18 protein-coding genes and 1 tRNA gene are annotated in these 22926 nt (G+C 59.9%); 10 read left to right on the forward strand and 9 right to left on the reverse strand.

The window, feature by feature from the left end:
• The first annotated feature begins 109 nt into the window (after positions 1–109).
• Positions 110–1108, forward strand: coding sequence for a PASTA domain-containing protein (locus tag HMPREF2920_RS04805; RefSeq protein WP_048734008.1), 999 nt, complete (start codon positions 110–112; stop codon positions 1106–1108).
• A gap of 86 nt (positions 1109–1194) precedes the next feature.
• Positions 1195–1268 (forward strand) — tRNA-Pro (locus HMPREF2920_RS04810).
• A gap of 97 nt (positions 1269–1365) precedes the next feature.
• Here HMPREF2920_RS04810 and rraA read toward each other — a convergent pair.
• Positions 1366–1839, reverse strand: coding sequence for a ribonuclease E activity regulator RraA (gene rraA / locus HMPREF2920_RS04815; RefSeq protein WP_016422839.1), 474 nt, complete (start codon positions 1837–1839; stop codon positions 1366–1368).
• 189 nt (positions 1840–2028) lie between these two features.
• Here rraA and secA2 point away from each other — a divergent pair, with 189 nt between their 5' ends.
• The 5 genes from secA2 (at position 2029) to HMPREF2920_RS04840 (ending at position 7338) form a co-directional block, all read left to right on the forward strand.
• Positions 2029–4308, forward strand: coding sequence for an accessory Sec system translocase SecA2 (gene secA2 / locus HMPREF2920_RS04820; RefSeq protein ID WP_070437412.1), 2280 nt, complete (start codon positions 2029–2031; stop codon positions 4306–4308).
• Positions 4309–4546: 238 nt separating this feature from the next.
• The gene (gene odhI, locus HMPREF2920_RS04825; RefSeq protein WP_016422837.1) at positions 4547–4972 is read left to right on the forward strand and encodes an oxoglutarate dehydrogenase inhibitor Odhl; all 426 of its coding nucleotides are present in this window, start codon (positions 4547–4549) and stop codon (positions 4970–4972) included.
• Positions 4973–5042: 70 nt separating this feature from the next.
• On the forward strand, positions 5043–5801 hold the full coding sequence (locus tag HMPREF2920_RS04830; protein ID WP_016422836.1) for a transcriptional regulator FtsR: 759 nt from the start codon (positions 5043–5045) through the stop codon (positions 5799–5801).
• Positions 5802–5846: 45 nt separating this feature from the next.
• A complete protein-coding gene (locus tag HMPREF2920_RS04835) occupies positions 5847–6446 on the forward strand; it encodes a bifunctional nuclease family protein (RefSeq protein ID WP_070854059.1) in 600 nt (199 codons plus the stop codon).
• Positions 6447–6834: 388 nt separating this feature from the next.
• Complete coding sequence (locus HMPREF2920_RS04840) at positions 6835–7338, forward strand: MerR family transcriptional regulator (protein WP_172620271.1); 504 nt, start codon at positions 6835–6837, stop codon at positions 7336–7338.
• A 163-nt stretch (positions 7339–7501) separates the two neighbouring features.
• Here the strand turns inward: HMPREF2920_RS04840 and HMPREF2920_RS04845 are convergent, their stop codons facing one another.
• The 7 genes from HMPREF2920_RS04845 to gndA form a co-directional block, all read right to left on the reverse strand.
• Positions 7502–9100, reverse strand: coding sequence for a vWA domain-containing protein (locus HMPREF2920_RS04845; protein ID WP_049193551.1), 1599 nt, complete (start codon positions 9098–9100; stop codon positions 7502–7504).
• Positions 9101–9197: 97 nt separating this feature from the next.
• Positions 9198–10115 (reverse strand): 3-methyladenine DNA glycosylase, encoded by a 918-nt coding sequence (locus HMPREF2920_RS04850; protein WP_070854060.1) that lies wholly within the window; start codon positions 10113–10115, stop codon positions 9198–9200.
• Positions 10112–11326 (reverse strand): hemolysin family protein, encoded by a 1215-nt coding sequence (locus tag HMPREF2920_RS04855; RefSeq protein WP_048734025.1) that lies wholly within the window; start codon positions 11324–11326, stop codon positions 10112–10114. The genes HMPREF2920_RS04850 and HMPREF2920_RS04855 overlap by 4 nt, the downstream gene beginning before the upstream one ends.
• Positions 11323–12708 carry a hemolysin family protein gene (locus tag HMPREF2920_RS04860; protein ID WP_016422831.1) on the reverse strand — a complete coding sequence of 462 codons (1386 nt, stop codon included), beginning with the start codon at positions 12706–12708 and terminating at the stop codon, positions 11323–11325. Before HMPREF2920_RS04860 ends, HMPREF2920_RS04855 begins: the two co-directional genes overlap by 4 nt.
• A 3-nt stretch (positions 12709–12711) precedes the next feature.
• A complete protein-coding gene (locus tag HMPREF2920_RS04865) occupies positions 12712–13941 on the reverse strand; it encodes a DEAD/DEAH box helicase (protein ID WP_239660003.1) in 1230 nt (409 codons plus the stop codon).
• A 185-nt stretch (positions 13942–14126) separates the two neighbouring features.
• On the reverse strand, positions 14127–15740 hold the full coding sequence (locus tag HMPREF2920_RS04870) for a bifunctional hydroxymethylpyrimidine kinase/phosphomethylpyrimidine kinase (RefSeq protein WP_049193543.1): 1614 nt from the start codon (positions 15738–15740) through the stop codon (positions 14127–14129).
• A 47-nt stretch (positions 15741–15787) separates the two neighbouring features.
• Positions 15788–17239 carry an NADP-dependent phosphogluconate dehydrogenase gene (gene gndA, locus HMPREF2920_RS04875; RefSeq protein WP_049170491.1) on the reverse strand — a complete coding sequence of 484 codons (1452 nt, stop codon included), beginning with the start codon at positions 17237–17239 and terminating at the stop codon, positions 15788–15790.
• A 105-nt stretch (positions 17240–17344) separates the two neighbouring features.
• On the opposite strand from gndA, the gene HMPREF2920_RS04880 reads away from it, so the two are divergent.
• Positions 17345–17908 (forward strand): PaaI family thioesterase, encoded by a 564-nt coding sequence (locus tag HMPREF2920_RS04880; RefSeq protein ID WP_224433479.1) that lies wholly within the window; start codon positions 17345–17347, stop codon positions 17906–17908.
• A 92-nt stretch (positions 17909–18000) separates the two neighbouring features.
• On the opposite strand, the gene HMPREF2920_RS04885 is transcribed toward HMPREF2920_RS04880, so the two are convergent.
• Positions 18001–19422 carry an NAD(P)/FAD-dependent oxidoreductase gene (locus HMPREF2920_RS04885; RefSeq protein WP_048734034.1) on the reverse strand — a complete coding sequence of 474 codons (1422 nt, stop codon included), beginning with the start codon at positions 19420–19422 and terminating at the stop codon, positions 18001–18003.
• A 187-nt stretch (positions 19423–19609) separates the two neighbouring features.
• Between HMPREF2920_RS04885 and HMPREF2920_RS04890 the strand changes: the two genes are divergently transcribed.
• On the forward strand, positions 19610–21064 hold the full coding sequence (locus HMPREF2920_RS04890; RefSeq protein ID WP_070854061.1) for a class I SAM-dependent methyltransferase: 1455 nt from the start codon (positions 19610–19612) through the stop codon (positions 21062–21064).
• 117 nt (positions 21065–21181) lie between these two features.
• On the forward strand, positions 21182–22891 hold the full coding sequence (locus HMPREF2920_RS04895) for an FAD-binding dehydrogenase (RefSeq protein ID WP_070854062.1): 1710 nt from the start codon (positions 21182–21184) through the stop codon (positions 22889–22891).
• Positions 22892–22926: the final 35 nt, after the last annotated feature.

A 22926-nucleotide genomic window follows, 5' to 3' on the forward strand; every position in this document is an offset into this window, starting at 1 on the left:
TGCGCGTGGCGAGCTGAGAAAAGCCCAAAATGTGATTTAGGCAATTGCATTTTGGGCTTTTCGTTGGCATTTTGGAGTTTTAGGAAATTAGCGATAAGGAGAACTGACAATGGTCAGGCGCGGCAATAACCGTGACGGCTCTCAGCACGATGGCCGAGACAACAGCTACGGACGCGATTCCTCAAGCTCATACGGCGATGACTCCGCGACTCGCTACATTCCGCGGGACGAGGGATACCGCGGATACAACCCGGATGCCGACTTCGCGGGTGAGCAGCCGACCGAATACTTCGGCGGCGACTCCTCTGAGACGCAGTTCTTACAGCGCGGCGATGAAACACGTTTTGAGAACTCGCGAGGTGCCGGTGCAGGAGCCGGTGCCGGAGCGCAAGGCGGTGGCGCGCAGGGGAGCGGCCAGTACTGGGCTCCGCTTTCTGAAGAAGAACGCGGCTATGGTCAGGCGGGCCAGCAGGCAGGCGCAACCCAGCAGTACGCCGCAGGTGGCGCAGGCGGTTACGGTGACATGAACAACGGCAACAACCGCGGTAATAACCGTGGCAACAGTGGCAATGATGACTCTAAGAAGGGCTGGGGCAAGCCTGTCGCCATTGTGGCCATCGCCGCCATGGTGGCCGTAGTCGCGCTGGTAGCCCTGGTCTTGTCCTTTACTTCCGGAACCGAGGACAAAAACGACAATACGGCGGAGCCGACGCAGGAGACGTCGTCAAGCCCGACGCCGACGACAACCTCGCCGGAAGAAACCACGACAAGCCCAACCGATCGTTTGGACCCGTCGGGCACGATTAACGACACCCGTGAGCGCCTCGAGCAGGAGCTGGACCAACTTCGCGAGTCGCCGCCAGCTATCCCTGGCCCCGGTGAGCGCAGCAGCGGTTGGGGCACCATCCCGCAGGGCGTGGTGGGCAAGAGTCCGGCATCGGTCGAGGTGGAATTGCGTACCAACGGCTACCAGAATGTGACCGTCGTCGACGCCGAGGGCAATCCGACCAACTCTGTGGCTGCGATTATGGGCAAGGTCGCCTCGATCGATCCGCCGGAGGGACAGATGGCGGAGACATCCACTCCAGTGACCATCTACCTGCAGTAATGCGGTAGGCAGGGCAGGGGTCTGGGGCGATTTCCGCCAGCAAACACCAATGATGTAACCTATAGCTCGTTGCACTTTCGTGCACGCGGGCTGTAGCGCAGTTTGGTAGCGCACCTCACTGGGGGTGAGGGGGTCGTCGGTTCAAATCCGGTCAGCCCGACAAAAATAGCCGCCGTCTTCTGGAAGATTCCGGGAGGCGGCGGCTTTGTTTACGGCTATTGCTTGCGGTTTTGTCTGCCGTCTAGCGCACAAGCGCACTAGCGCACGACAATACCGTCGGAGTCAGCGTAGAGCGTCTCGCCCGGAACGAAGTCAATGCCGCCGAAGGAGACAACGACGTCGCGCTCGCCCTCGCCGGTCTTGGTGGACTTGCGCGGGTTGGTGCCAAGCGCCTTGCAGCCGAAGTCCATCTCGCCAATCAGCTTGGAGTCGCGAATCGCGCCGTTGACGACCACACCAGCCCAGCCATTGTCCTTGCCGAGCCCCGCAATAACGTCACCGACCAGCGCCGTGTGCACAGAAGCGTCACCGTCGATGACAAGCACGCCACCCTCCGACGGTTCGGAGAGGACCTTCTTCAGCAGCGCGTTGTCCTGGAAACACTTGACCGTGGAGATCTTGCCGCAGAACTCCACGCGACCGCCGAGGTTACGCATCTGGGTATCGCAGGAACGCACGTCCGGGCCGATCTCGTCAACCAGGTCAGCGGTGGGGATGAATTCGATTGCCATAGGGGATTCAAGTCCTTCCGAAAATTCTCGCATCAAGTGTTAAACCCATTGTTTCAAACTCAAGATGTGACTAAAGACATATGGTGCAAATTCGCTGGCGGCGATTGACACTCCGAAGGCCGGCCCAGATTGATTACTCTGGTGAGTCAGAACGCGCCGACAACCACACGCGCGCAGGAAGGGTAGAAGATGGCTGGGTTTAATTGGTTTTGGAAGGCTCTTAGCGGCAAGCAGGGGCGCAACCAAAAACGCAGCGTAGGGCTGGTGGCACGCGCCGCTGAGCTCGAGCCGCAGGTACAGGCGCTTTCCGACGCCGACCTCGCCGACTTCACCCGCCAACACGCCACCGACGCACCGGAGCTTTTAGCCGCGCTCCGCGAAGTCTCCCAGCGCACCCTGTCCATGCGTCCCTTCGATGTGCAGCTGCAAGGCGCACTGGCGCTCATGGAGGGAGACGTCGTCCAGATGGCCACTGGTGAGGGCAAGACCCTCTCCGGCGCCCTGGCTGCAGCAGGGTTCGCGCTGCGTGGCCACCGCGTGCATTCCGTGACCGTCAACGACTACCTCGCAGGCCGCGACGCGCAGTGGATGCAACCGCTGTTCGGGTTCCTAGGGCTCTCGGTGGCGGCTATTTCGCCGCAGGAGGGACCGGGGGAGCGTCGTAAAGCATATGCGGCAGACATCGTCTACGCCGCCGTCAACGAACTCGGCTTCGACGTTCTGCGCGACCGCTGCGCGCCGGCCATCGAAGACCGCGTGCAGTCGCCCGCTGATGTCGCGATCATCGACGAGGCCGACTCCGTGTTGGTGGATGAAGCGCTGGTCCCGCTTGTGCTTGCCGGCAGTGAGCCGGGCACCGCACCGACCGGTCAGATCACCGACGTGGTGCGCCGCCTGCAGCTCGGCGACGACTACACCGTCGACGAAGGCCGCCGCAACGTCTTCCTCACCGATACCGGCGCCGCACGCGTCGAACGCCTGCTTGGCATCGGCTCGCTGTACGACGCCGAACATGTCGGCACCACTCTGGTTCAGGTCAACGTTGCACTGCACGCCCACGAGTTGCTGCAGCGCGATGTCGACTACATCGTGCGCGACGGCAAGGTACAGCTCATCGATGCCTCGAAGGGACGCGTGGCGGAGTTGCAGCGCTGGCCGGACGGTCTGCAGGCGGCGGTAGAGGCCAAGGAGGGCCTGCAGGTCTCTGAGGGCGGCCGCATCCTCGACTCCATGACCATCCAGCAACTCGTCGGCCGCTACGACATCACCTGTGGCATGACCGGCACCGCCACCTCCGCAGGAGACCAGTTCCGCGAGTTCTATGGACTCCACGTCTCCGTCATCGAACCCAACGTCCCATGCATTCGTGACGACGATCCCGACCGCATCTACGCCACCACCGACGACGCGTTCGCCGCGCTTGTCGACGAGGTCGTGGAACTCAACGGCACTGGTCGACCAATACTCGTAGGCACCCGTGACGTGGCCGAATCGGAACGACTGGCCGATGCGCTGGTCCTGCGCGGCATCGAGTCCTCGGTGCTGAACGCAAAAAATGACGAGCTGGAGGCCCAGGTCATCGCCAATGCTGGCGATATTGGCCGTGTTACGGTGTCCACCCAGATGGCCGGACGAGGAACCGACATCCGCCTCGGCGGGGTAGATGAATCCAACCGCGATGCGGTCGTTGAGCGCGGTGGACTATGCGTCATTGGCCTGGGCAAGCACCGCACTGACCGACTGGACAATCAGCTGCGTGGCCGCGCCGGGCGCCAGGGCGATCCGGGCTCGTCGGTGTTCTTTGTCTCCCTGGATGATCCGGTAATTTCCGAAGGCGCTGCTGGCGAGACGCTGAGCGTGCTGCCCGAGGACGATGGCCGCGTTCGCGATAAGAGGGCCTACCAGTTCATTGACCGCGCACAGCGAGTGACAGAGGCGACCATGCTGTCGATTCATGCGACGACGTGGAAGTACAACAAGCTCATCGGTGACCAGCGCGAGATTCTGGATGAGCGCAGGGAGAAACTGCTGACTACTAATGCTGCCTGGGAAGAACTGTCCAAGTTGGCATCGGCGCGGGCGAAGGAAGTCGAAGCCGCAGTCGGGCGCGATGTAGCCGAGGACGCTGCCCGGGAAATTATGCTGAGCCACCTGGATCGCGGATGGTCGGACCACCTGGCAGATCTGGATGACCTGCGGGAGTCGATTCACCTGCGCGCGCTGGCTAAGGAAAGCCCCATTGATGAGTTCCACCGCGCCGCCATCGGCGCCTTTAAGAACCTGGTGAACAATGCCGTTACCGAGTCGGTGCAGACCTTCCAAGAGGTCGAAATCGACAGCGAAGGCGCACATCTAGAGGACACGGGTCTTGCTCGCCCGAGCTCGACGTGGACGTACATGGTCAACGACAACCCATTGAGCAATGGTGGCGGCTCGGTCGTCGGCTCAATTGCAGCGATGTTTAGGTAAGCCGTAACCACAGGTTTGGTAACAATTTGAAAATATTTCTCCGGTGACCGGCCTAGGTACACCCACAGAGAAAGCTCTCAGATGTCGGTATTTACGCATATCAATCATGTTGTACATACCCTGCTGGTGAGCTGCGTCACAACATGGTTGGGATTAGATAACAACACGAAAGCGGTTGGGGCGCTATTATCTAAAAAGTAACGAGTAAATCGCCCAAGGTTATCCCGGAGGGAAAGATATGACTAGCAATAGCGGCCAGCCAGAGGCATCGGTCGAGACCACCTCGGTCTTCCGTGCAGATTTGCTGAAGGAAATGGAGTCCGGCTCTAACACGGACTCCACGGTCTCCGGTGTTGAAGGACTTCCGGCGGGCTCGGCACTCTTGGTTGTCAAGCGGGGGCCAAACGCAGGTTCGCGTTTCCTGCTCGATCAGGCAGTCACCACCGCTGGTCGTCACCCGGACAGCGACATCTTCCTCGATGATGTGACTGTTTCCCGTCGTCACGCAGAGTTCCGCAAGAACGGTGACTCCTACGAGGTCGTCGACGTGGGATCGCTGAACGGTACCTACGTTAACCGCGAGCCGAAGAACTCCGCGGTTCTGGCTAATGGTGACGAGGTTCAGGTCGGTAAGTTCCGCCTCGTCTTCCTGATCGGTAACTAATTCGACATCGGTTAATGTCGACGCCTGTCGGCATTAACCCCTTATTTTTGTAAAGGCTCGGAAAAGACCAGTGGCAGCAGTACGCAAATCAGCAGTTTCGCAGCCGACTTCGTCGGAAAGCACTGCGAAGCAAGCACGCTCGGTGGGCAAGAAGAAGACCATCGGTGCTGTGCTGAAGGAAGTCAAGGTTGAGTTCCCTGATGTAACGCTGTCCAAGATTCGTTTTCTCGAGTCGGAGGGGCTGCTGTGCCCGTCGCGTAGCTCCTCGGGTTATCGTCGCTACAGCCAGGCGGACATTGACCGCCTGCGCTACATTCTCACCGTTCAGCGTGATAACTACTTGCCGCTGAAAGTTATTAAAGAGCAGCTCGACGAAATTGATGCGGGCAACGCTGGCGGCGACGGGCTGGCATCGGTCACTCCACTGGTGACGGCGGATCAGTTCCGCGAAGCCGCAGTGGTCTCGCTGACGCAGGCGGAGCTGGCAGAGCGCACCGGCGCTAGCGAGAAGTTCATCACTGAACTGGTTCGAGTCGGTCTGATTACTCCGGACACGCTGAACATGTTCGATGGCGATGACCTGCTCATCACTGAGACGGCAGTTAAGCTGGCTGAGTTTGGTCTGGATGCCCGCCACCTCAAAACTGTGCGTACCGCTGCGGCCCGTGAGGCAGATTTGGTGTCGCTCGCTGCTAGTCCGCTGAGTAAGTCGCGTGCGGCTAGCGGCAAGCAGAAGGCTGTGGAGATGGGCCGTGAGATGACTGCGCTGATGGTCACGCTGCACGGCACTTTGGTCAAGCGCCAGGTCAACAAGGACCTGGGGAAGTAGTCGGTAGTCCCGCGTAAATAGCGGCTCGCTACAATTATCGCTGTTATGGACGAAAAACTCGTAGAAGTCAAGTTTCTAGACTGGATGGCGCATCCTCCTGAGGACGATCCAGTGCTGCTCCTGCATGCCGAAGAGACCAATCGGATTATCCCGATTTGGATTGATTTGGCGACGGCGACGGAATACTCCGCCCGTGAGACCGGCGCTACGCAGCGTCGCCCGGGCATGCATGAGGTCTTCGTCGATACGCTGGACATGGTGGGGCAGAGCGCCCTGCGCGGCCAGATTACGGGCGTGCATGAGGGCGTTTTCATCGCCAGCCTGGTGCTCGAAGGTGGCGCAGAGATTGATATGCGGCCCTCCGACCTCATCCTTATCGCTAGCGAGCTTGAGGTTCCGCTGTATGTCGCGCGTGATGTGCTCGACGCCACGTCGGTAGCGGCGCGTCTCGTCGCAACCAATGGCGGTTCGCTTGCCGACGAGTCGGAGACCGACTCCGTCGAGGCATCGGTGTCGGAGTTTGCGGAATTCCTCGACAGTATTGATGCTGACTACTTCGCCGAGCCGCAAGGTGATGCGGAGGACAAGAAGTCTGATGGTGAAGCCGACGGTGGCGCCGATTCAGCTTCCGATGGCGACCGTTAAACGTGTGACTGGAGTGAATAACTGGCTACTTTTGAGGTAGTTGTGACGCTTATTTCCTCCGTCGTGTCGCTGAATGACCCCATAAAAGGGGTAACTTTTCGTAAGTTATAGTTTCATCCCGTCCTGCGGTTTTGCTCCCGGGTTGTGCTTGAGCTGGGGAAACTGTGGCTCCAAACTCTAAACCTTAACTTTAGGTTTAGAGATTCGGCGTGTCGTCCTGTGATGTATTGACAGCCGATTAACCTTGGCGAAAGATAAATAACGGCAGTGAAACTACCTCGGGAGAATTTATATGGTCGACGACAACAGCGGTTCGCTCTTTGGCGACAATGAGCTCCGTGCGTCGGACTCGCAAGAGCCACGCGCGGTTCAGGAATCCCTGTTCGACATGGGACCGGACGAGCAGGTTGGCTACCGCGTTCCTATCGCATGTCAGGTAGCGGGCATTTCTTACCGCCAGCTGGACTACTGGGCACGCACCAAGCTGGTGGAGCCTTCTATCCGTACCGCCAAGGGGTCAGGTACCCAGCGTCTGTACTCCTTCCGCGACATCCTCGTTTTGAAGATTGTCCGCGGTCTGCTGGACACCGGTATTTCCCTGCAGAACATCCGTCTGGCTGTCGATCGCCTGCGTGACCTCGGCGTCGATGACCTGGCTACCATCACGCTGGTTTCCGACGGTCGCACCGTCTACCAGTGCCGCTCCAATGAAGAGGTCATCGACCTGCTCAACGGTGGCCAGGGAGTGTTTGGCATTGCTGTCCCGGGCATTATGAAGGAACTGACTGGCACCATCGCCTCCTTCCCGTCTGAGCGTATCGACGGTACTCAGGAGAACCCAGGTACTGGCATCGACGAGCTGGCTGAGCGTCGTCGCCGCCGCATCTCCTAACCGCCAACAGATACGGTAACCGCCAACGATACGGCTGGACAGCGGCGTCGCTGCTATGGCCGCCGCTCAAATAGCCGAAACAAACTAAACGAAAACCGCCTTCCACAACTGGTTCCGTTTTTCCTCTCCCGAGGTTGGACCAGATGGAGGCGGTTTTTGCTACTTACTCCGTACCGATAGCCGCAGCCAACTGAGAGGCCAGGCCATCGCCGTAGTCGGCCGCAATGCGCAGAGAGCCAGTAGTCATATTTGCCACTTCCTGCAGCTCGGGGCTGGAGCTGTCGCCGTCGGGAAGCACGATGACCTCAATCGTTACCGGGCGGTCTGGGCTAATGAGTTCCTTGATCCTCTCGACGGACTCGGCGGCATCGGCGCCCGAGGCATCGCGACCTGAAGTGAGCACGACGAGACGGTTGGGCTTGTCCGGGGAGTAGGTGTCGCGGGCGGCCTGGTAGGCATCGATAAGCGCTGGCCAGAACTGTGCCTCACCACCGGCCGGAAGTTCGGCCAGCGAACCCTTTACGGCGTCCGCGCCATTGTTGGCCTCGTCGTCGGGCGCGGGAAGTTCCGCGAGGCGGTTCACCTCAGGTGCGAATGTCCACAGGCCGTAGCGGCCACCAGGTGCCGCATCGATAGCGCCGGAAAGTGCCGTAGACAGCGCCCCAACATCGACGCCCTCGGAGGTGTCAGCGAGCAGGAGCGCCGAACCCACCGCAGTTGCGGGCTGTTGCGCGTCCGGCTGCTCCAGTGCTGGCGGCAGCGCAAAAGAATCCGTCTGAATCTGCGAGAGCACTCCAAAGTTCTCTGCTACTTCAGGGCTGAAAGTGCTCTCAGCAGCTTCGCCGTCGGCGCCGTGATCTGCTGCGAAGTTTCGGAAGTCCTCGGCCGCACGAGCCGTGTTCTCGTCGATCTTGCCGCCGGAGCCAAAGGTGACAACTGGCGCGTGCAACTGGGGTGCATCCGCAGGGGAGACCAGCTTCAGCCCCTCGCCGGCCATCTGCAGCATGGGCTGGGTCGCGGCTACGCCGTCGAAGTCAGCGACACTCTGGCTGAGCATGGTCAGCAGAGTATTGGAGGTGTAGACCTCACCCAAGCCCGCGCGTTCGCGAGCGACGTCCGGGCCACCGCCAAGTCGAGCACTAATCACGGCAGACAGTGCCGCGTCGGAGCCACCGGGGGCGGCTACGCGCAATCCTGCAAGCTCTTCCCAGGTGGCGTTGTTCAGCTGGTCAGCACGATTGGTTGTGAAGGCCACGCCGCTGGCAATCGGCGGCAACCACGTCTTGGGGTTGTTGACCTTGACCTTGTCTGAGTTCTTCGCCCGGTCTACGAAAGAGATATCGGCGGGAATCCAGACTCCCGGAGTCATAATTCCAGTACCGGCTTCACCCGCAGCGGGGTCCTCCGGAGCTCCCTCACCAGCTTCAGTGCCACCAGCCTTAGTCAGGGCGTTCACAACCTCCTGCGAGCCCGCCACCGTAATCTGTGGCCGCACACAGAAGTCCCTCACCACGGGATTCGACTCGCCGTAGTCCTGCACAAGCTTCTGTGCCGAGCCCACCGCAGCAGGATCGGCGGTCACCACCAGCGTCAGGTCACCCTTCGTGCACCGTGCACGGTCAGCATCAATCGACGAATCGTTGCTCTTGCGCAGATTAACCCAGGCAAAAACCGCAGCGACCAGAACAATTACGACCAAGACGGCAATAAAAGGCCCCTTAGCCACTCGATAGTTGTTCTCACCCGAGGCGTGTCGTCCCATGTCGTTCTAGCCCTTTCTATGCTGAGTGTGCTCGGCACTGTCGACTCGCAGCAGACCTCGTCGTAAAGCACAAACGCGCACGTAACTCCTGTCAACTTTACTGCGTGGACAAGGCGACATCTACCACTTCGAGAAGACGGCCGCGCAGAACATCGGCACGCGCGCTGAGCTCACGCTGGCGGCGGACGTACTCGGCCTTGCCTTCGGGCGTTTCGATGCGAATGGGCGCAAAACCCCAATCCCGCAGATCGTAGGGAGCGGCGCGCATATCCAACTCACGGGCACTGCACGCGAGCTCGAAAGTATCCAGCCACAGGTCGCCGGGGACCGCCTCGCCGAGCTTGGTCGCCCATTTATACAAGTCCATGTTGGCGTGCAGACACCCCATCTGCTCACAGTGCGGCTGTGTCTCGCGCGTCGGGGCAAACTCGTTGAGCGGCACGGCGTCGGGCGTGAAGAAACGGAAGGCGTCGAAGTGCGTACATCGAACCGTGTGGGCCTCGACGACCTCGTCCGTGTCTGCCTGACCCAGCCGCAGGGGCTCCGGGTGACGATGCTCGGGCTGGCGATACACCATCGCCCATTCATGCAGGCCAAAGCAGTCAAAGTGCGCCGGATTCGCGCGCGTCGAACGCAACAGATTGCCGATGTACGCCACCGTCGTACCTCGCTTATCGACGTACGCCGAAACATCCATGCGCGCCGTCCCAGAGGCGGTATCGGTAGGCTCCTTGCGGGCAGGGCTATCGGTAGTGTCGTCCGTGTCGAGGGTAAAGAACTTCAGGTGACTGATGTCTTTGGCCGTCGCACCGGGAAGATCTACGCCGATGCCCGGTGACCAGCGGCGGAGTTGGCCGGGTTTAACGGGGTAGTACTCGAAGATGAAGTCCCAGACCGGGTGGCGCTGGCCGCGACTGCGACGGGACAGGCGGTCGCGGGTCAGGACATCGACGCGGGCGATATGCCTTGCTTTGGCTTCACGCCAATCGAAAGACGAATCGGGCGTAGGCGTCACGGCTGGCGCCCCTGCGTGCTGCCCGGTCGGGTCCGGGGCTGGTTCACGGTCGAGTGCTGCTTTGGCGCACCGCTGCGACGCGGGGAGACCTCGTGGGTCCAGTCGCGCACGACACCGACCTGCTCCTCGATGAGGTCCTCCAGAGCCACGATGCCGATCTGCTCCGCGCCGGAGAAAGCACCAGTCTTCGGAGCGATGCTTGCCGGGGCGTTTGCGCGCAGGTGCGGCTTTGGCATGCGAGCGCGTACAGCCACTGCCATGTGGGCGCTGTAGCGGCGCATGATGCGCAATCCCTCATCCAGCGTGGCATCGATCGGAATCTCAATCATCGGGCGAATCTCGTCATCGGGGATGGCTGTCTCTGGGCCGGAGGCAGGATCCATGACGCGGTCGAGGACATCTTTCACGTGAACATAGCCGCGGTACTCGTTGGGTTCATTGTTGGCTGCAGCGACGGGGAACCGGGAGAATCCAGTTTCGGTGACCGCCGTCTCTAGGTCGCCCACAGTCGGTGCGGTGGGGAGGCGCCGAATTTGCTCGTGCGGAATCAGTACCTCCTCAATGGTGCGCGTGGCCGAAGCCAGTGTGCGACGAAGGCGGACGTGCTCCTCGCTGTCAAGGAGCCCCTCTTGACGAGACTCCGCAATCATCGATGCCAACTCAGTGGAATCGACAGTGGTGTCGAGCTCATCGCGCTGCTCAATGCCGAACAGCTTAAGCGTATGGCGAGCCATCCAGTTAAACAGCAGCAACAGCGGCTTGGTCAAGCGGTAGAAGACCATGTGAACAGGAATAAGCAGCATGGCCATCGTTTCCGGTCCTGCCAGCGCGATATTCTTCGGCACCATCTCACCGAGCATGATGTGCAGCACTGACACCAGCATCAATGCGATGGCAAAGCTCAGCGGGTGCAGCAGCGACTCCGGAATACCCATGGCGTGGAAAGGAGCTTCCAGCAGATGTGCCAGCGCCGGTTCAGAGACCTTACCCAGCAGTAGCGAGGCAATGGTGATGCCCAGCTGTGCGGCGGCGAGCATCATCGACAGGTGCTCAGAAGCATTGATAACTGTGCGTGCGCGCTTCTTTCCCTGAGCCAGCAGCGCTTCCAAACGGTCACGGCGCGCAGCAATAAGTGAGAACTCCGCGCCCACGAAAAACGCGTTGACCAACAACAAGAAGAAAGTCAGGAGGATTCCAAACCAGTCACTCATAGGTTGAACATCTCCTTAGCGCGCTCGTTGGTCACAGGAATCAAAATGGCACGGTCCACGCGGCGGTCATCCATCGCCAGAATGCGGGCGTACCAGCGTCCGGCGATACCCGATTCGAACTCGTCCATGAAGTCGCGTTCGGTCTCTGGCAGCAGGACGACGTCACCGACCTCCGGGATGCGACCGAGCGCAAACATAATCAAGCCACCGAGCGTTTCGAAGCTACCTTCTGGGGCGAAGTATCCGACCTTGGTCGGCAGCTCGTCGGTACGCACAAGGCCAGAGCAGTTCCAACCTTCGATCGCGCGTTTGACTTCCTGCTCGGACTCCTTGTCGTCGTACTCATCCCAGACCTCGCCAAGAATTTCCTCGACGACATCCTCGATGGTGACAATGCCGGCGATGCCGCCGTACTCATCGGCGACCAGCGCAATCTGCGAGCCGGCCGAACGCACGGCCTCCAGTACGGCATCGCCGTCCAGCGACTGCGGCAGCGTCGGCACAGGCCGTGCAATCTCCCGCATGGTGGTGGTTGAGCGCTTCGCCGCAGGCACCGCAAATGCGTCCTTGACGTGGACAACACCGACAGTGGCATCGAGGTCCCCGTCAGTAATGGGGAAGCGGGAATGCCCCGATTCGATAGCGACAGCCAGCAGATCCAGCGCCGTGTCATCGACATCGAGGGAGGTAATCGTCGACCGCGGCGTCATTAGGTCCTCCGCCGTCGTTTCGCCAAAGCGTAACGACGACTCGAGTACAGCGGCCTTCGACTCATCCAATGCACCCTGCTCCGCAGAATTACGTACCAGTGCTTCCAGCTCCTGAGGGGAACGCGCTGAAGCCAACTCATCCGCCGGTTCAATACCGAGCTTGCGCACCAGCCAGTTCGCCGTGGCATTCAGCGAATGGATGAAGTAGTGGAACACCCAGTTAAACGCCATCACCGGACGAGCCGTAACTCGCGCTACTGCCAGCGGCTCTGTAATCGCGACATTCTTTGGCACCAACTCGCCATAGACCATCGACAACATCGTGGCCACGATGAGGGCAAGAATCAGTGCGGTCGGTCCCGCTGCAGACTCGCTGAGCCCCATCCAATGCAACATCGGCGTGAAGTACTGTGCCAGCACCGGTTCCGCGAGGAAACCAGTTGCCAGCGTGGTCAACGTAATGCCCAGCTGTGCACCGGAAAGATGGAAGGACAGTCGATTATGCGCCTTGTGAACGGCCTCAGCAGGTGCATCCGCTGAACGGGCGCGGTCGGCGTCAATCGTAGACCGCTCCAGTCCGGTCAGCGCGAATTCAAACGCCACAAAGAGGCCGGTGCCAGCGGTTAGCGCGATAAAGCCGACAACCGCGACAATATTGAGAACAATATCCACTGATTATCTCTTCTTCTTTTTCCCTCGCTTGGGGCGGTGTACGCGACCGCCAGCACGATTCTTTCCGCTTGCCGACGAACCGCCGCGCCCGCGGTAACCGGCACCACCAGCACCGCCTGCCGATTGGCTCTGATCTTGACGAGCCCGGCGCGGACGCCGTGCGCCCAGTTCCTTGACAAATCGCGGCAGTCCCGGAGCGGCGCGCAGCTCTTCAGCTTCAACGCCGGCCCCTGCCAGCAGCTCGCGGGCCTGATCAACCTGGCGGTCACGCACAATCATCGCTACCGTGCCGGAAGCACCTGCACGAGCCGTCCGACCAGAGCGGTGAATATACGTCGCGGAATCCCTTGGCGGATCCGCGTGCACAACCAAGTCAAGAGCATCGATATCAATGCCACGAGCGGCCACATCCGTGGTGACGAGGACATTGATTTCACCGTCGGCAAAGGCCTTGAGGACCGCGCGGCGAGTTGCCTGGCCGCGATCGCCGTGGAGGAAACCTAACTTGATGTCATAGAACTGTAGAAACTTAGCCAGCTGCACGACACGCGCCTTAGAGTTGGCGAAGATGACGCACTGATCCTTGCGGGAGGCAATCCAGGCGACCACTTCGTCGGCTTCGTTGTTGTCCTCCACCCGAAGTAACAGATGCCGCATATTGCGCATGGTCAACCGGGAGGCAGTGACCTTGTGCTTCGCAACTTCAGTGCTACTTGCGCGACGATCGCGAATAAGCCCCGCGGCGTCGTCGTTAATCGTGGCGGAAAAAACCATGCGCTGTGCCGACTTCGGGCACGCACGGACCAGGCCCAGAACATCGGGCAGAAAGCCCATGTCAGCGAGCATGTCCGCTTCGTCAACGACAACAGCGAGGACGTGCTCAAGGCTGAGGAGACCGCGGCGGCGCAAATCGTGTGCGCGACCCGGTGTGACCACAGCGATATCGACTGGTGCCGCGAGCAGAGTCTGCTGCTTGGCCACGGAGTCACCGCCGACCAAGCTCAAGACACGCAGACCTGCAGCGGCACCGATGTCAGCCAGGACATCAGCAATCTGATCTGCGAGTTCGCGCGTTGGCGAAATAATGAGCGCGCGCGGGTAACCGGGAAGCGCTGGAGAGGCGTTATTGAGTAACGCGACCAGCGGAATGCCGAATGCGAGCGTTTTGCCCGAGCCTGTGGGGGCCTGTGCGAGAACGTCCTTGCCAGCGAAAGCATCTGGCAAAGTCGCCACCTGCACGGCGGTAGGCGAAGTTATGTGCTGGGCACGCAGAATACTCACAATCGCTTCCGGCGTGCCCAACTGTCTGAAATCACTGGACTCAGCAGGAGGGGGCATGCTTGTTAGAATACCGCTATCCCCGGACAGCCATGCAATAGGCACGTCCGGTGAGCTTGAAAACTACCGTCCCATGACATTTACCAACCGCGACCCGGTTGCGCATAGGCCTCGCGCTCAAGAATGGCGGCTCGACGGAAGATGTTGCGGATGGATTTGAGCTCCGCATCGCTGGCCGTGGACATATTCTTTTCAAGGACCTCGAGAGCCTGCTGAACACTGTCAACATACTCGGGGTCGGAATACACCTCCACCCAGTTCGCGATCGCGGAATCCCCATCAACCAGCGATTTTCCTTGCAGAGTCAGCTCGGTTGCAATCCACATTTCGGCGACGATACTGGTTACGGCGACCCGATATGGGTTGAAAGCGCTACAGGAAGAATGCACGTCCAGCAAAAGCTGCGTGATGGTTGTCGGCTCGATGTCCTCGAGCGCCGAAGAAGTCTCTTCCAGCGCGTTATTGCTCAATTCCAACGCACGCACCAGGGCTTCCTGTGCGAGTGACGACCACAGAACCTGTTCCTTAGCGCAGGGTGCTTTGGTTGCCAGATGCGACAGGACTGGGAAAACTTGGTGCAAGTACCAGGCCTCTTGCGCTACGAAGAAGTTGGTTTCGTCCGAGGAAAGGTCGCCGCGGAGCATCGTGGGGACGCTGAACATTCCGCCAATCTCGGCAACGATGTCCTCGATGTCCCGCCACAGCTGGGAAGTAAAGGGGCCCGCCGGCGCAATCTGGAGTGAGTGGCCGAAGAAAGATTCCAGCTCCTTCGGCGTCTGCTCAGTATCAGTGCCTTCGATGGCCGCCGGGTAAAAACTAGAGTTCAGATGCACTGGTTGCATTCGGCGAAGCGCGACCTTTTCCAGGCGACGAGCCCTGTGGCCGTGGTCAATGGGGCCGTGCCCCTGGCCGACGTTGAGGTTATCCGCGAAACGAATGGACTCGCTGAGCCAGCGCGTAGTCCAGCGCAGGGCATCATTAATCGCAGAGCCCCCACCAATCCGTGTGGCAAGAGCTGCGGACAGCGAACAACCCGTGCCATGGGTGTTCTCAGTGTGAATGCGGGGAGAAGAGCTGAAGAAAACCTGGCCATCGGGGAAGGCCACGGCATTGCCGGCTTCCTCATCACTTAAGTGACCAGTCTTTGCAATCACGATGACATCGTTCTTGCTCGCGAACTCCAGCGCCTGCTCAATCAGCTCAGTGAAGTCGCTGGCCTCCGGGGCGTCGGCAAGCAATGCCAGTTCGGGAACATTCGGCGTGATGACGGTGGCTTCCGCGACCAAGTCACGCATTGCGTCCATGGCATCTTCGTCAAGCAGACGGTCGCCAGAGGTGGCGACCATAACCGGATCGAGAACAACCACGGCTGGCTTGGTCTCCCGAACCCAGTTGGTGACGGCCTGCGTGAGTTCGCGTGAACCCAACATGCCAATCTTCACCGCGTCGATGGTGACATCCTCAGTTACAGCAGCCAGCTGCTCGACGAGGAAGTCAACAGGTGGGGTGTGGACGGCACGAACGCCCACGGTGTTCTGAGATACCAAAGCGGTGACCACGCCCATGCCATAACCACCGGCGGCGGCGATTGATTTTAAATCGGCATGGAGCCCAGCGCCACCTGTTGGGTCTGTGCCGGCGATGGAAAGAACTCGTGGCACAAAATCAGGCTTTGCCTTCTTGGGAAATGGCATCTCAGACCCCTTTTAACTTCAAGAGCGTGAAGCGACAGACTTCAAGACTACGCTTCAACCTCGGAGCGGTCGCCAGACCAGAGGGTGTGGAAAGCACCCTCGCGGTCAACACGCTGGTAAGTGTGCGCACCGAAGTAGTCACGCTGCCCCTGAACCAGTGCTGCCGGCAGACGCTCCGCACGCAGGCCGTCGTAGTAAGCCAGCGAAGAGGAGAACACCGGAGCCGGGATACCCATCTGTGCTGCAGTGACGACAACGTCGCGCCACGCGTCGAGGCACTCGGTGACCTGGTCACGGAAGTACTCGTCGAGTACCAGCGCCGGCAGCTCCGGATTGCGGTCGTACGCTTCCTTGATGCGGTTCAGGAACTGTGCGCGGATGATGCAGCCACCACGCCAGATGGTCGCCAGCGCACCGCGGTCAATCTCCCAGCCGTACTCCTTGGCACCAGCGTTAATCTCATCGAAGCCCTGCGAGTAGGCAACGATCTTGGAAGCGTAGAGCGCCTTACGGACGCGCTCCACAAAAGCATCGCGATCTTCCGGTGCCTTAGCCAGGCTTCCCGACGGCAGGTTGCGGGCAGCCTCACGCTGAGCAAGGGAAGACGACAGGGCGCGAGCGAACACGGCCTCGCCAATACCAGTTACTGGAATGCCCAAGTCCAAAGCGGCCTTGACCGTCCAACGGCCGGTACCCTTCTGACCAGCAGCATCAACGATGACATCCACCAGCGGCTTGCCTGTCTTCTCATCGACCTGAGAGAGAACCTCAGCGGTAATCTCGACCAGGTAGGAGTCCAGGTCGCCCTTATTCCACTCGCGGAAGATATCTGCAATCTCGGCAGGGGTGAGGCCAGCGGCCTCACGCAGCAGGTGGTAGGCCTCGCCAATGACCTGCATATCCGCGTACTCGATGCCGTTGTGGACCATCTTTACAAAGTGGCCAGCGCCATCGGAGGAAATGTGAGTACAGCACGGAACGCCATCAACGTGTGCGGAGATGGACTCCAGCAGCGGGCCGAGGGACTCGTAGGACTCCTTCGTTCCACCCGGCATAATGGATGGGCCAGTCAGAGCACCTTCTTCACCACCGGAAATACCAGTGCCAACGTAGTGCAGGCCACGGGCGCGAATAGCCTTCTCGCGACGGATGGTGTCCGTGTAAAGAGAGTTACCGCCATCAATGATGATGTCGCCGGGCTCCATCACGTCGGCAAGCTGATCGATGACCGCATCAGTAGCGGCACCTGCCTGAACCATGATCAGAGCGCGACGCGGGCGCTCCAGCGAAGCGACGAACTCTTCAATGGTCTCGGACGGGATGAATGAGCCTTCATCACCGTGTTCAGCGATGAGGGTGCGAGTTTTCTCCGGACTGCGGTTGTACACGGCAACGGTGTGTCCCTTGTGGGCGAAGTTGCGTGCGATATTCGAGCCCATGACGGCGAGCCCGACGACACCAATTTGTGCGAGTTCATTGTTATCGGTCATGCCCACCATCTTAAAGCCTGGCCGGGGTTCGTTGTATCTGGGACTCAGAAATTGTTACTGCTTTTAACGTTGAAACTGCCACGAGTGATGGCGTGCGCTGGCACAATGTTTGGCATGACTGACGAGACTATTGCGAATAATGGCAGTTCACAGGACTCTAACTCTGCAGCTTCCGTCGCCGAGCAGGCGAAGAGGAAGGCGCTGCGCGATTATATGACACTGGCGACGAAGGCTAGCCAGGAAGCGCTGAGCGATGAGGAGCTGGCTGTTTTTAACAGCACCTTGGGCGATAACGGAATCGGCGGTCTAGATACCTTGCTGGGCACGAAGTTTGTCCATGTCGGGCCGGAGCGAATTCAGATGGAGCTCGAGGTCGGGCCCGACCACCTGCAACCGTGGGGCCTAGCCAATGGCGGTGTTTATTGCTCGCTAGGTGAGACTGCTGGCTCTATTGCTGGTTTCGTTGCCTGCGGTGCGAAGAAGCCGGTCGTCGGTGTGAACAATAACACCGATTTTTACCGCTCCGCCCGAGCTGGCGAGGTAATCGTTACCACGGCGGAGCCAGAGTACCTGGGGCGCACCATGCAACTGTGGCGTATTGAGCACACCCGCAAGGCAGATGAAAAACTGCTGGCCCGCACCAACCTACGAATTGCGGTACTCGACAAGCCGCTGTAGCAAATCGTTATAGGTGGTAACGGGCCTGGTAGGAAGCTCGCAGGTGGCTTGTCGTGATTAGCTGTTTTCTAATCTGGCCACCTGCAAGTTAACTACTTGTTCCTTTTTGCGCGGTGCTCGCGGCGAGTGTCGCGAACCTCCAGCGGCAGATCCTGCTCAGCCTTGTCCTTGTTGAACTCGGCCAGGCGGTCGATGGCGTTGCGTGCGTACATCTGCTGGCGGGTGGAAACCATCTGCCAACGGTTGCGGTCCAGGACGTTCAGGCCCCAGCTGACGCAGGAGACGAGGCGGTTGCGGAAGCCCACCAGGAACATCAGGTGGACGGCCAGCCACAGAATCCAGCCGATGAAGCCGGTGACCTCAACCTTGCCCATCTTCACCACTGCGGAGAAGCGGGAGACGGTTGCCATGGAGCCCTTATCGAAGTACTCGAACGGCTGACGCTCAGCGACGTCGCGGCCGTCGGCCTCAGCTGCAATGTTGGCGGCGACGTACTCGCCACCCTGAATAGCAACCTGAGCAACACCCGGCAGGTTCTCGCGGTTGGACATGTCGCCCACGACGTAGACGTTCTTGTAGTCACCAGCTGTCATGTCCTCGTTGACAACGACACGGCCAGCGCGGTCGGTCTCGGCGCCAGTCTGCTCGGCAATCATCTTGCCCAGCGGGGAAGCGGACACGCCGGCGGACCAAATCTTGCAGAACGACGGGATGAACTCCTCGGTTCCATCCTTCATGTTCTTGTAGGTGACGCCCTCTTCATTGACGTCAGTCACCATCGCGCCAAGCTTGACGATGACGCCCATCTTTTCCAGGGACTTCTGAGCCTTGCGGCCCAGACGCTTGCCAAACGGCGGCAGAACCTGCGGTGCGCCGTCGAGCAGGACGACGCGTGCAGCGTGCGGGTTGTAGCTGCGGTAGGACGATGCGAGGGTGCGGTTAGCCAGCTCGGCCAGCTGGCCGGCAAGTTCAACACCAGTCGGACCAGCGCCGACAACGACGAAGGTCAGCAGGCGCTCGCGCTCAGCGGGATCGTCGGTCAGCTCGGCGCGCTCAAACGCGCCGATGATGCGGGCACGGATTTCGAGTGCGTCGTCGATGTTCTTCATGCCCGGAGCAAACTCGGCAAAGTGATCATTGCCGAAGTAGGACTGGCCAGCGCCAGCGGCAACCAGGAGGTGGTCGTATTCCCACTTGGAAGTCTGGTGACCCAGTTCCGAAGTCACAACCTGCTTTTCGACGTCGATGTCGGTGACATCGCCCTTGACAACACGAACGTTCTGAACACCGTCGAAGATTGTACGAGTGGACGGAGCGATTTCGCCCGAGGACAGGATGCCCGTTGCTACCTGGTAGAGCAGTGGCTGGAACAGGTGGTGGTTAGTGCGGTCGATGAGAGTGACGTCGACCTCGGCGCCCTGCAACTTCTTCGCCGCGAACAAGCCACCGAAACCCGAACCGATGACGACCACGTGCGGGCGTCCGGAGTGCGGGCGGTACGGAGTCTCGGTCATGTATTTTCTCCTCACAGACTTGAAAGTTCTCGAAGTTTTAGATTCGGCTTTTAGCCGGCAAGCCACAATAGTAATCCTCTCGGTGCGCCACCGCCTATTCTGGGTCCCTGCGCGGTAGGCTGCGAGAGCAAACTCAGTTCGTTATTCGTACCTTTATGCGGCGCGATTGTTAGGAGGTTCGGGCAGGGTGAATTCGGCAAGCCGGCAGGCAATTGACGCAGAGCGATGGCCTCGGGTTGCGCGTATTCCAGAGGGGCGTTTTCTAGCGAAACGTGCCGAAATGATGGAACGCTCTTTTGAGCGACTCTGCCAGGATAACGGCATTGAACTGGTTGAATCCGGTGAGTTTGTCGGGGAGTCTTTCATTACTCGGTCGACGGGTGACGCCGATTTGGCTATCGACGGAGTCGGTGGTGCCAGCTCTAGCGGCGGCAGTGAATCTCCCACTAGTTCTGAATCGTTTCGTCCAGTCGTTTTCAGCGTCATTGATCCTGTTTTCTATTCTCGACTAGCTGATTCAGAATGGCTCGGATTGGGGGAGGCCTATCTCGCGGGCGAATGGTCCAGTGATGATTTGCCAGAGCTTCTCAGCCGACTGCTCAGCGCCGAGCTTGATATTGCTTCGTTGGGGCCGCTGGCACGTGGTCTGATGAAAGTCGCGCGTTCACGTCCGCGTCTCGATGGGCCAGATATGGCGGGAGAGTTGCCGACCTCATTGCTGGAGCTCTATTCCGGCGAATTGCTGATGGGCGGTTCCGGCCTGTTCGCCTCCGGAGTGCGAACCTCGTCGCGGGAACAGATTCAAAACTATGCCCGTGGTGCTGGCAAGGGTGGGGTTCCCTCACACTGGTCAGTTGACGTGACTTATGTCGATGCCCCGAAATCCGTCGCGCGTGCCGATTTTCTGCATGCCCAGGTGCGCAATATTGAGCACATCCTCGATCTTGCTCGAGTCCGGGCCGGAGACCGTGTCGCCGAATGGCCGTCGGCAGGCGGAGAAATTGCCCTTCGGGCTGCAGAAAGGGGAGCGGGCGCGGAGGTTATTACCGTCTCTGATGACCACACCGAAACGGTGCTGGAACGGGTGGAAAAAGCCGGATTGCGCGGCGCGGTCGATGTGATCCAGATGGATCGCAACATTCCGTCGCCACGCGAATTCGAGTCCGACTTCGAGGCGGTTATCAACGTCGGGCGTCTGGAGACCTTCGGTCGTGCAGGTGCGCTGCGCTGGCTGAAGAGCGCCGAGCGTCTGCTTGTCGACCGCGGCACCATCGTCGTCCAAATGGTGGTAGCGACGGACAAATTCGATGCGCTCGCCGAGCGCAGCTTGGACCTCGTACGCGCTTACGTGTGGCCGCAGCTGCAGCTTTTCACCATGGAAGAGCTGCGCAAGATGGTGGACCGGGAAACCGGCCTGCGCATCGCGGCGGAAGAGTACATTCCGGCGCACTTCGCGACGACCTTGCAGCTCCAGCGAGATTTCTTTGCGGCGCATGCGCGCGAAGCCGCTGGTATCGGCTACGACAGAGTGTTCCGGAGGATGTGGAATTACTATCTGTCGCTGTTTGAAGCGCTCGTGCGCGCAGAGAAGGTCACGCTCGTACAGGTCGAGCTCGTGCATGCGCCACGCAGGCCTCACTAGCAGTGGGCAGCTCCGGGCCCGTTGGAAATTCGCCAGATAAATAAAGCCTGTAAAAATAAATCACGTTTTTAGGCAAAACCACCTCAAAGACGGTGTTTAGAGTCTAAAAACGAAACTATGAACGCACAGAGCACCACACGTACTGCAGACATTGTTGTCGTCGGCGCCGGTCTTGCCGGATTGGTCGCGACGTATGAGGCCACGCAGGCCGGCAAGAAGGTCATCCTTGTCGATCAGGAGAATGCCAACAACCTCGGCGGACAGGCTTTCTGGTCGCTGGGAGGAATCTTTCTCGTTGACTCGCCAGAGCAGCGCCGCCTCGGAGTCAAGGACAACCGCGAGCTCGCTGAAGCTGACTGGTTCAACTCCGCGCAGTTCGACCGCGAGGAAGACAACTGGGGGCGCAAGTGGGCCAAGGCCTACCTGAACTTCGCGGCAGGGGAGAAGCGTGACTACCTCCGCAATCTCGGCGTGAAGTTCCTGCCTGTCGTCGGGTGGGCTGAGCGCGGTGAAGGGCGTGCCGACGGTCACGGCAACTCGGTACCCCGATTCCACCTCACCTGGGGCACAGGCCCCGAAATCGTCCGCGTATTCGCAGAGCCGGTCGCTGAAGCTGCGAAGAAGGGGCTGGTGGAATACTGCCATCGCCACCGCGTTGACGAGGTGATTGTGGAAGATGGCCGCGCCGTCGGCGTGCGTGGCAAGATTCTGGTTCCCTGTGAATCTTTAGAGCGAGGAGTGGCGTCGTCACGCGAGGAAACAGGGGAGGACTTTGAGATCCGCGGGTCGGCCGTGTGCATTGCGACGGGCGGTGTTGGCGGCAACCTGGAAGCCGTGCGTAAGTGCTGGCCGACCGAGCGCCTGGGCGAGATGCCGAAGGACATGGTCTGCGGTGTGCCAGAGCATGTTGACGGCCGTGGTATCGAGATTGCAGAGCAGGCCGGCGCAAACCTCGTCAACCGTGACCGCATGTGGCATTACACCGAGGGCATGAAGAACTGGAATCCCGTGTGGCCGAATCACGGTATCCGTATCATCCCGGGGCCGTCGGCCATGTGGTTTGACGCAGAAGGAAGCCGCCTGCCAGCGCCATATATTCCGGGCGCCGATACTGTCGGCACGATGAAGCACATTCTGGCTACCGGACACTCTTACTCCTGGTTTGTGCTGAATAAGAACATCGTGGGCAAGGAGTTTATTTTCTCTGGCTCAGAACAGAATCCGGATCTGACCGACAAGGAGATCAAGAAGCTGATTGGCAAGGTGACCTCTGGTGTTGCCGCACCTATTCAGGCGTTTATGGATAACGGCGAAGACTGGGTGGTTGCCGACGATCTGCCAAAGCTGGTCGAGGGGATGAACGAGATTGTGGAGGCGAGCTCGGGCGGGGAGTCCGGAGCCGCAGCGCCGAAGATTGACCTGGAGAAGCTCGAGGAGCAGATTCGTCAGCGCGATATGCAGACCGGTAATCCCTTCTCCAAGGACTACCAGGTCAATTACGTCAACGTGGCCCGGAACTTCCTCGGGGACAAGATCATCCGCTCCGTGCCGCCATCACCGATTTTGGATCCGAAGAACGGCCCACTGATTGCTATTCGTCTGCGCATGCTGACCCGCAAGACGCTCGGTGGCATCGAGACCACCCTCGACGGCCAGTGCTTGCACCCGGACGGAACACCTTTTGAGGGGCTCTACGCTGCAGGCGAGGCCTCTGGCTTCGGTGGCGGTGGCGTTCACGGCAACAACGCGCTGGAAGGTACATTCCTGGGCGGCTGTATTTTCAGTGGCCGCCAGGCAGGCCGCGCGATGGCGGAAGTGGTTAAGTAGCTCCCGCATACCGCACGGCTCGGTAGAAGAATCCG

Source organism: Corynebacterium sp. HMSC075F02, assembly GCF_001838335.1.
Classification (GTDB): Bacteria; Actinomycetota; Actinomycetes; order Mycobacteriales; family Mycobacteriaceae; genus Corynebacterium; species Corynebacterium jeikeium_D.